Origin of the sequence: Halomonas sp. Ps84H-12, from assembly GCF_024124725.1 — a bacterium.
GTDB lineage: Bacteria > Pseudomonadota > Gammaproteobacteria > Pseudomonadales > Halomonadaceae > Vreelandella > Vreelandella aquamarina.
In genome coordinates, this window is record NZ_JAMXSJ010000028.1 from 41,027 (window position 1) to 51,314 (window position 10,288).

A 10,288-nucleotide genomic window follows, 5' to 3' on the forward strand; every position below is an offset into this window, starting at 1 on the left:
ATGGCCAACCGTTTAAATAACGATTTTCAGTTTGTCGACGTGGGTCGTAAAGACCCACAGAAAAAACCTGCGCACACCCGGGCCAAAGAGTTCGCGGAAATTTACGAGCCGTTCAAGCCCACCGATGCGGCGAGCCAGGCGCACCGCTGCTTGCACTGCGGCAACCCCTACTGCGAGTGGAAGTGCCCGGTACACAACTACATTCCCAACTGGCTGCAGCTGGTGGTGGAAGGCAACATTATTGAAGCCGCCGAGCTGTCCCACAAAACCAACTCGCTGCCGGAAGTGTGTGGCCGCGTGTGCCCGCAAGACCGCCTGTGTGAAGGCGATTGCACCCTGAACGATGGCTTTGGCGCGGTGACGATCGGCTCGGTGGAGAAATACATCACCGATACCGCCTTTGCCATGGGCTGGCGCCCTGATATGTCCAAAGTGGTGTGGACCGATAAGAAAGTCGCGATTGTCGGTGCAGGCCCTGCGGGCTTGGGCTGTGCCGACATTCTGGCGCGCAACGGCGTCAAGCCAGTGGTGTTCGATAAGTACCCCGAAATTGGCGGCCTGCTGACCTTCGGTATCCCTGAATTCAAGCTGGAAAAGAACGTCATGGAACGCCGCCGTGCGGTATTCGAGGAGATGGGCGTCGAGTTCCGTCTGAATACCGAAATCGGCACCGACATCGAGTTCGAGACGCTGCTGCAGGAGTACGACGCGGTGTTCCTGGGCATGGGTACTTACAAGTACATGCAGGGTGGCTTCCCCGGTGAAGATCTACCTGGCGTATACAAGGCGCTGGACTTCCTGATTGCCAACGTAAACCGCCGCTTGGGCTTCGAGAAAGACCCGAACGACTTTATCTCCATGGAAGGCAAGCGCGTGGTGGTGCTGGGCGGTGGTGATACCGCGATGGACTGTAACCGCACCTCGATTCGTCAGCGCGCCGCCAGCGTGACCTGTGCCTACCGCCGCGATGAAGAGAACATGCCGGGCTCGCGCCGTGAAGTGGCTAACGCACGGGAAGAGGGCGTCGAGTTCTTGTTCAACCGCCAGCCGGTAGCGGTAGTGGGCGAAGATAAGGTCGAGGGTGTGAAGGTAGTCCGCACGCGCCTGGGCGAGCCGGATGAGAACGGCCGTCGTCGTCCTGAAGTGGTGCCGGGGTCTGAAGAGATCATTGCGGCCGATGCGGTCGTGGTGGCCTTTGGTTTCCAGGCAAGCCCGGCACCGTGGTTCGATAGCGCCAATATCGATGTCAACGAATGGGACCTAGTCAAAGCGCCTGAGCATGGTCAGTACGCCTTCCAAACTAGCAATGAGAAAATTTTTGCCGGTGGCGATATGGTGCGTGGCTCCGATCTCGTGGTCACCGCTATATATGAAGGGCGTCAGGCGGCCGAGGGCATTCTGGATTACCTAGGCGTGTAAAGTGTGTATGCCATGCCGAACAGCACCAGGGGTAGGTCGTAGCGAGGGTCTTTTGTCATGGATGACAAAAGTAGCGCCCAGGGATGGGTTTACAGCGCCCTCGCGCAGACCTACTTCTGGGGCAACTGCGCATCGGCATCCTTTAGCCCGATCAATTGGCCTCCCACTGTTTATGTACAGTCAGTAGCTAGTTATGTGTAGCCAATAGCTAGGGTGGGAGGCAGCTTTAGCTCGCGACCGAGAGCTGGCGCTGTTTCACTTCAAATTGAGCCTTAAGGCGTACTCTGCTATTCTGTCGTCCCATCCTGGTGTGGCTTTCTGTTACGCCTTTTGATCACGTTTCGACAGGTTTTCCATGACACGATATATCTTCGTGACCGGCGGCGTTGTGTCCTCTCTTGGCAAGGGCATCGCGTCGGCCTCGCTGGCGGCGATTCTCGAGGCCCGCGGCCTTAAGGTCACCATGCTCAAGCTCGACCCGTACATCAACGTGGACCCGGGCACCATGAGTCCCTTCCAGCACGGCGAGGTGTTCGTCACCGAGGATGGCGCCGAGACGGACTTGGACTTAGGTCACTATGAGCGCTTTATTCGCACCAAAATGACCCAGGGCAACAACTTCACCACCGGCCGCGTGTACGAACATGTGCTACGCAAAGAGCGCCGGGGTGACTACCTGGGTGGCACTGTGCAGGTCATTCCGCACATCACTGATGAGATCAAGCAGCGCGTCTACGCTGGAGGCGAAGGCTTCGACGTGGCGCTGGTGGAGATCGGCGGGACGGTTGGCGATATCGAATCACTGCCGTTCCTGGAGTCCATTCGTCAGATTCGCAGCGAGCTGGGCGCAAGCCGCGCCATTTACATGCACCTCACCCTGGTGCCGTACATCAAGACCGCTGGCGAAACCAAAACCAAACCGACGCAGCACAGCGTAAAAGAGCTGCGCTCCATCGGCATCCAGCCGGATATTTTGATTTGCCGCAGCGAAGTGGAGCTTGAGGAGAGCGAGCGCCGCAAGATTGCGCTGTTCACCAATGTGGAAGAGCGTGCGGTAGTGCCGCTGCAAGACGCCGACACTATCTACCGCATTCCGCTAATGCTTCACGAGCACGGCCTGGACGATATCGTCTGCGACAAGCTGCGCTTAGAAGCTGAGCCTGCGGATCTGTCGGAGTGGGTCAAGGTACTCGATGCCAAGCTGAACCCGCTGAAGTCGGTCAGCATCGCCATGGTCGGCAAGTACATGGAGCTGCTGGATGCGTATAAGTCGCTGAACGAAGCGCTGATCCACGCGGGTATTCAGGGCCGCATCAAGGTCAACGTCGACTACATCGACTCTGAAGACATCGAGCGTCACGGCACCGAGCGTCTGGCAGGTAAAGACGCCATTCTGGTGCCCGGCGGTTTTGGCGAGCGCGGTGTGGAAGGCAAGATTCTGACCGCCCAGTTTGCCCGTGAAAACAACATCCCTTACCTGGGTATCTGTCTAGGCATGCAGGTAGCGGTGATCGAGTTCGCCCGCAACGTGGCTGGCTGGAAAGACGCCAACTCCACCGAGTTTACCCACGATACCAAGCACCCGGTGGTGGGGTTGATCACCGAGTGGATCAATGCCGAAGGCAAGATCGAGCTGCGCGACGCGGCCTCCGACCTGGGCGGCACCATGCGTTTGGGCGGCCAAGTGTGCCATCTGGCCGCTGGCAGCAAAGCCCGCGAAGCGTACGGTGCCGACGAAATCGTTGAGCGTCATCGCCACCGCTTCGAAGTCAACAACCAGTTCATTGATGAGCTGGAAGCTGCGGGCCTGGTGATTTCGGGCAAGAGCGTCGATCAGTCGCTGGTCGAAGTCGTCGAGCTGGCGGATCACCCTTGGTACGTGGCGTGTCAGTTCCACCCGGAGTTCACCTCGACGCCTCGCGACGGTCATCCGCTCTTCTCGGGCTTCGTCAATGCCGCACTAGAACACAAAACGGCACGCACCCGTGCCCACGCCGCACCTCAGGAATAAAGGGGGAAGCATGTCTTCTCAGTCCCAATTCCCAGAGCATCACATCAACGTTGCCGGCTTAACCGCCGGCAATTCTTTGCCACTCATGCTGCTTGGCGGCATGAACGTGCTGGAGTCGGCGGAGCTGGCCGATGAAGTGGCGCAGGCCTACGTGAATGTGACGCAAAAGCTGGGTATGCCTTATGTGTTCAAGGCCAGTTTCGACAAAGCGAATCGCAGCTCGATCCACTCCTACCGGGGGCCTGGGCTGGAAAAAGGCCTGCAAATCCTGGCCGATATCAAGGCGCGCTATAACGTGCCCATCATTACCGATGTGCACGAGCCCTGGCAGGCAGCGCCTGCTGCTGAAGTCGCCGATATCATCCAGCTGCCGGCCTTTTTGGCGCGCCAGACCGATCTAGTGGTGGCAATGGCGAAAACGGGCGCTGCCATCAATATCAAAAAGCCGCAGTTTTTGGCCCCGCACGAAATGCGCCATATCCTTAACAAGTTTCAGGAAGCGGGCAATGACCGCCTGATGCTCTGCGAGCGCGGCACCAGCTTTGGCTACAACAACCTGGTGGTGGACATGCTGGGCTTTGGCGACATGAAGCAGACCGGTTACCCGGTGTTCTTCGATGTCACCCATGCTCTGCAGCGTCCAGGTGGCCGGGCGGACAGCGCCGATGGCCGCCGTGCCCAGGTTGCCGAGCTTGCTCGCGCGGGTGTGGCAGTGGGCTTGGCCGGGCTGTTTTTGGAAGCTCATCCAGACCCCGATAACGCCAAGTGCGATGGCCCCTGCGCACTGCCACTGGACCAGCTCGAACCGTTTCTGACCCAACTGTCACAGCTGGACGCGCTGGTCAAAGGCTTCGCCCCCTTGACCATCCGTTAATCGCGGCGGATATCCGTGGTATACATTGGACCTCTCATCGATTAGACCGACAACCAAAGGACACTGTCATGACCAAAATTGTTGAAATCAGTGCGCTGGAAGTGCTCGATTCGCGCGGTAACCCGACCGTTCAAGCCACCGTACGTTTGGAAAGCGGTGCCGTAGGCGTTGCCTGTGCCCCCAGCGGTGCCTCCACGGGTTCCCGCGAAGCACTCGAACTGCGTGATGGCGACAAGGCGCGCTACCTCGGTAAAGGCGTTTTAAAAGCCGTCGAGGCCGTGAATGGCAAGATTCGTGATGCGTTGTTGGGAATGGATGCGCGGGACCAGCGCGGTTTGGACAATGCCATGCTGGAGTTGGATGGCACGGATAACAAGGCGACTCTGGGAGCCAATGCGATTCTGGCGGTGTCGCTCGCGGCAGCCAAGGCGGCGGCCAATGCCAAAGGCGTGCCACTGTATGCCCATATCGCCGAGCTTTACGGTCAGCCAGGCCAGTACAGCATGCCGGTACCGATGATGAACATCCTCAACGGCGGTGAGCACGCCGACAATAACGTGGATATTCAGGAGTTCATGGTGCAGCCGGTGGGCGCCCCCAACTTCCGTGAAGGCCTGCGCATGGGCGCGGAAATTTTCCACGCGCTGAAGAAAGTGCTGTCTGCCAAGGGGCTGTCTACCTCGGTAGGGGATGAGGGTGGCTTTGCGCCCAACCTGACATCCAACGCCGAGGCACTGGCCGTCATCAAGCAGGCGGTGGCCGATGCCGGTTATGCCCTGGGCAGCGACGTCACGCTGGCACTGGACTGCGCCTCTTCCGAGTTCTACAAGGATGGCCAGTACAACCTCTCTGGCGAAGGCAAGAGCTACGACGCCGAAGGCTTTGCGGACTACCTAGCGGGCCTGTGTGCCGACTACCCGATCGTGTCTATCGAAGACGGCATGGACGAGTCCGACTGGGCCGGTTGGAAAGCCTTGACCGACAAGCTGGGCGACAAGGTGCAGCTGGTGGGGGACGACCTATTCGTCACCAATACCAAAATCCTTAAGCGTGGCATTGACGAGCAGATCGGTAACTCGATTCTGATCAAGTTCAACCAGATTGGCTCGCTCTCCGAAACCCTCGACGCGATTAAAATGGCCCAAGATGCGGGCTTTACGGCGGTCATCTCCCACCGTAGTGGTGAAACCGAAGACACTACCATTGCTGATCTGGCCGTAGGCACCTGTGCGGGACAAATCAAGACCGGATCGCTGTGTCGTTCTGACCGTGTCGCGAAGTACAACCGCCTGCTGGTGATCGAAGCCGAGCTAGGGGATGTGAGCTACCCCGGTTTGAAAGCCATCAAAGGCCAGTAGGTCAAAAACATAGCGTTCGCGTGTAAGAGATCTCTCAAAAATTTGTAAGAGATCTCTTACAAATGCCGACGAAATTCGCTCGAAACCTTGTAAGAAAAAGCGAGATTTTTCACTAATTCAACTTTAAGTGATTGTCTTAGTTGGGTTTTATGAAAGAAAGGCGGGTCCCTTGGGCTCGCCTTTTGCGTATTGGGTCCGCTTGAGAAGTTGCGCTGTTCTGCCACAATGCATTCAGGACAAGGGGAGGCAAGGATGCTTCAGGCAGGATGCAACGGGATGTATGCAGGTGCGCTGGGTGACACAGTGATGTGAGCCTTGGCAAGGAAGTCACCTGAGGAGGTTGACACAGGGAGTGGTCAGAGGAAGTGCTTGGAGCGGGCGGCCTACGGGCCGCCTTTTTTTGTGTAGGCCATTCACGCAATCATGGACGCCTTCCATCCGACTACAAAAAAACCAGCGTAAACGCTGGTTTTTTTGGGATGTGCTAACACTCTGCGCTTAACGCTCGAGTTTTTCCAGCTTACCCGTTTTGCCATCCCACTCTTCTGCATCGGGCAGAGGGTCTTTCTTCTCGGCAATATTGGGCCACACTTCGGCCAACTCCGCGTTGATCTCGATAAACTGCTCTTGGCCATCTGGCAGCTCATCCTCCGAGAATATTGCCTCAGCAGGGCACTCTGGCTCACACAGCGCGCAGTCGATGCACTCGTCCGGGTGAATAACTAGGAAATTGGGGCCTTCGTAGAAACAGTCGACTGGGCAAACTTCCACACAGTCGGTGTATTTGCATTGGATGCAGTTCTCGGTAACGACAAACGTCATCTTGCTATCCCTCTTGCGAGACCGAGAAGCCTCCCGGTCGTGGTCAATCGTGAATGGTTATAAATCTGCGGTTTTTTATAAGGTAAAAAGGTATGGGCGACATTCTAGTGGTGCCCATACCCGGCGGCAAGCGCTCGCGCTCATCTGTTGATGCGATTACTGACGCTCATTATATCCATTGTCTATAGCAACTCTCGCCACTGATACAACAAGGTCAGCGCTTCGCGAGGCGACAAGTCGTCGATATCCGCCTTACCGAGCGCTTCTACCACCGGGTGCGGGGCGCTGGCGAACAGGTCGTTTTGCTGCGGTATCGCAGGGCTCGCTGAGGGCCGCTGCTGCTCGTCGACATCCCGCTGTTCGAGCGTCATCAGCTTTTCCCGAGCGCGACGAATTACCGGAGCCGGGACCCCGGCGAGTTGGGCGACCTGTAAGCCATAACTCTGGCTGGCGGGGCCTGCCTCGATACGGTGCATGAACACGATACCATCGCCGTGCTCCGTTGCCGTCAAATGAATATTGGCGATGCCCTCCGCCTGCTCAGGCAGTGCCGTCATTTCAAAATAGTGCGTGGCAAACAGCGTGAGCGCCCGAGCGTTAGCGAGATGCTCGGCGCTTGCCCAGGCCAAGGAAAGCCCATCGAAGGTGCTAGTGCCACGGCCAATCTCATCCATTAACACCAGGCTGTGTTCGGTGGCATTGTGCAAAATATTGGCGGTTTCGGTCATTTCTACCATGAAGGTAGAGCGCCCTCCCGCTAGATCATCTGACGATCCGATCCGGGTAAAGATGCGGTCAACCGGGCCGATCTCGGCGGCATCGGCGGGTACGAAGCTGCCGCTATGGGCCAGCAGGGCGATCAGGGCGGTTTGGCGCATGTAGGTCGATTTACCGCCCATGTTGGGGCCGGTGATGATCAGCATGTGCTGCTCTGGGGTGAGCAGCACGTCGTTGGGCACGAACGGTTTGTCGCTGACCTGCTCCACGACCGGGTGGCGCCCGGCGGTAATGGTGATGCCCGTGGCCTCCACCAATTGAGGGCGCACCCAGTTGAGCGCGTCGGCACGCTCGGCAAAAGCACACAGTACATCCAGCTCAGCCAGCGCGCGTGAGGTGTTTTGTAGCTCGTGCAGTTGGGCGTTGAGCTCGGCTAGCAACTGATCGTAGAGCCATTTTTCCCGCGTCAGCGCCCGCGACTTGGCGGAAAGCGCTTTGTCCTCAAACTCCTTCAGCTCTGGGATAATAAAGCGCTCGGCGTTTTTCAGCGTTTGACGACGGATATAGTCGGCTGGCGCATGCTGCGCCTGGGCGCGGGGTAGCTCAATAAAGTAGCCGTGTACGCGGTTATAGCCAACTTTTAGGTTGGCAAGTCCCGTGCGTTCGCGCTCTCTCAGTTCTAACTGAACGAGATAGTCGCCTGCGTTTTCGGCCATGCCGCGATGCTCATCTAGCTCGGCATCGAAGCCATCGGCAATCACGCCGCCATCCCGAATCACTACAGGCGGGTTGTCGACCAGCGCTCGCGCTAGCGTATCGGCCAGCTCGGGGTAGGGGCGGATATGCGGCTTGAGGCTATCCAGGGCGCTGCCGCTGTCGATATCGGTCAGCAGCGCTTCCAGCGTGGGCAGCGTGGCGAGCGCATCTCTCAGTCGCGCGAGATCGCGTGGGCGTGCGCTGTAAAGAGCGACGCGGGCGAGTATGCGTTCCACGTCCCCCACGTCGCTCAGCGTATCCCGCAGGCTCATATAGTTGGCATCGATAGAGAGTAGGGCCACGCCGGCTTGGCGGCCCTCGACGATCTCCCGCTGGCGTAGCGGGCGATTCAGCCAGCGCTTTAAAAGCCGCGAACCCATGGCCGTGGTGCAGGTATCAAGCACGCTGGCCAGGGTGTTATCGTCGGTGCCGCCGAGGTTGATGTCGATTTCCAGATTGCGGCGGCTGGCGGCGTCGATCACCACGGCATCGTCGCGGTTCTCTACGCTGATGGCGGTCACGTGGGGCAGGCGCGAGCGCTGGGTATCGCGCGCGTAGTCGATCAAGACACCGGCCGCGATCAGCGCCGTGGAGAGATGCGCGCAGCCAAAGCCACGCAGGTCGCTAACTTCAAATTGGTCGCACAGGCTGCGGGTGGCGCTTTCCAGATCGAATAGCCACTCCCCCTGGCGGCGTAGGCTGCGCTTTTGCGACCACGCATCGGGCAGGGTCAGGCTCTCCGGCACCAGCAGCTCCGCAGGGGAGAGGCGGGTCAACTCGGCGAGCATTTCCGCTTCGCTCTCGACTTCCAGTACGTTAAAACGACCGCTGGAGAGCTCCAGCCATGCCAATCCCCAGCCCGCTTTTCCGGGGGCAACGGCCACCAGAACGTTATCTCGCCGAGCATCTAGCAGGGCTTCATCGTGCAGTGTGCCGGGGGTGACGATGCGCACCACCTGACGCTCCACCGGGCCTTTACTAGTGGCTGGGTCGCCGATTTGCTCGCAAATCGCCACCGACTCACCGCCTGCTACTAAGCGGGCTAAATAACCTTCCGCGCTATGGTAGGGCACCCCGGCCATGGGGATGGGTTTACCCCCCGACTGGCCGCGCTGGGTCAGGGTGATATCCAGCAGCGCAGCGGCGCGTTTAGCGTCATCGAAAAACAGCTCGTAAAAATCCCCCATGCGGTAAAACAGCAGTACCTCGGGGTGCTCGCGCTTGATGTTAAGGTATTGCGCCATCATTGGCGTATGGGCGGGGCTGGCCTGTGACATGGGCGTCCTGATTGAGCGTGGCGCAAGCGGTTGGCCTGCGGCATGTTCGTTGAGCAATTTCATTGAGAAAGCTAAACGCAGTATTCTACGCTACCCTAAGGTCTTACATGAAGGAGTCACCATGCCCCCCAGCGTTTCTAGCCTCAAGAACCTCGATTTATCGCTGCTTGCCCAGCGGCTGGGGCGGCTTTGCCTTCAGCTTGGCGTTGAAGTGACCGCCGCAGAGTCTTGCACCGGAGGAGGCATTGCCAGTGCGATTACCTCGGCGGCAGGCAGTTCGGCGTACTTTACAGCGGGCTATGTGACCTACTCAAACGCCGCGAAAACCCGCCTGCTGGGTGTGGAGCCTGCCACGCTTGAAGCCCATGGAGCCGTTAGCGAGGCCGTGGTGAAGGCGATGGTGGCGGGAGCCTGCCGTGAAAGCGGGGCTGATTTAGCCGTTGCGGTGAGCGGTGTGGCCGGCCCGGAGGGCGGCAGCGACGAAAAACCGGTAGGTACCGTATGGATTGCCTGGGGCAGTGCTGGACAGCAGCAGGCAGAGTGCTTCCACTTCCCCGGCGACCGCCAAGCGGTGCGGGAGCAGGCGGTGCGCGAAGCGCTGGCGGGTTTAGTGTCGAGGCTGAGCGCTCAGGCGCAGAAGAAATAATCGTTAAAGTTGCCGCTGAGGATTTGTTTAGCCGCTAATCTTTGGCATACTACTGGCTAATTATACAGCTTGTTATGAGGAATTTCCGCATGGCTCAGGAAGACAACCGCACAAAAGCGCTTAATGCTGCACTCAGCCAGATTGATCGCCAGTTTGGTAAAGGGACCGTTATGCGCCTTGGCGATGCGCCACGCGTCGTGATGCCGTCTGTCTCCACCGGTTCGCTGGGGCTGGATATTGCACTCGGCATTGGTGGTTTACCGTTTGGTCGTGTCGTCGAAATCTTTGGCCCAGAGTCATCGGGTAAAACTACCCTGACGCTTTCGGTCATTGCCCAAGCGCAAAAGCAGGGCAAAGTGTGTGCCTTCGTTGATGCCGAGCACGCGCTCGACCCCAGCTACGCTGAGA

The 10,288-nt window shown here is 58.5% G+C and carries 7 protein-coding genes and 1 pseudogene; 6 read left to right on the forward strand and 2 right to left on the reverse strand.

Annotation, left to right across the window (positions count from 1 at the left end; genetic code table 11):
• The 4 genes from NH344_RS13655 to eno all read left to right on the forward strand — a co-directional run bounded on the left by NH344_RS13655 (window position 1) and on the right by eno (window position 5,662).
• Window positions 1-1,419 carry an FAD-dependent oxidoreductase gene (locus tag NH344_RS13655; protein ID WP_253028016.1) on the forward strand — a complete coding sequence of 473 codons (1,419 nt, stop codon included), beginning with the start codon at window positions 1-3 and terminating at the stop codon, window positions 1,417-1,419.
• 355 nt (window positions 1,420-1,774) lie between these two features.
• A complete protein-coding gene (locus NH344_RS13660; protein ID WP_044628869.1) occupies window positions 1,775-3,430 on the forward strand; it encodes a CTP synthase in 1,656 nt (551 codons plus the stop codon).
• Between the two features lie 10 nt (window positions 3,431-3,440).
• Window positions 3,441-4,304: a 3-deoxy-8-phosphooctulonate synthase gene (gene kdsA / locus NH344_RS13665; RefSeq protein ID WP_062372343.1), complete on the forward strand. Its 864-nt coding sequence runs from the start codon at window positions 3,441-3,443 to the stop codon at window positions 4,302-4,304.
• 68 nt (window positions 4,305-4,372) lie between these two features.
• Window positions 4,373-5,662 carry a phosphopyruvate hydratase gene (gene eno, locus NH344_RS13670; protein ID WP_172415924.1) on the forward strand — a complete coding sequence of 430 codons (1,290 nt, stop codon included), beginning with the start codon at window positions 4,373-4,375 and terminating at the stop codon, window positions 5,660-5,662.
• A gap of 498 nt (window positions 5,663-6,160) precedes the next feature.
• Here eno and fdxA read toward each other — a convergent pair whose 3' ends face one another.
• A complete protein-coding gene (gene fdxA, locus NH344_RS13675; RefSeq protein WP_044628866.1) occupies window positions 6,161-6,484 on the reverse strand; it encodes a ferredoxin FdxA in 324 nt (107 codons plus the stop codon).
• Window positions 6,485-6,666: 182 nt separating this feature from the next.
• Window positions 6,667-9,234 carry a DNA mismatch repair protein MutS gene (gene mutS, locus NH344_RS13680; RefSeq protein WP_172415925.1) on the reverse strand — a complete coding sequence of 856 codons (2,568 nt, stop codon included), beginning with the start codon at window positions 9,232-9,234 and terminating at the stop codon, window positions 6,667-6,669.
• Window positions 9,235-9,355: 121 nt separating this feature from the next.
• On the opposite strand from mutS, the gene NH344_RS13685 reads away from it, so the two are divergent.
• Window positions 9,356-9,880, forward strand: a complete 525-nt coding sequence (locus NH344_RS13685) for a CinA family protein (RefSeq protein WP_044628864.1) — start codon at window positions 9,356-9,358, stop codon at window positions 9,878-9,880.
• An 89-nt stretch (window positions 9,881-9,969) separates the two neighbouring features.
• A pseudogene (locus NH344_RS13690) lies at window positions 9,970-10,288 on the forward strand (DNA recombination/repair protein RecA); the annotation flags it as partial.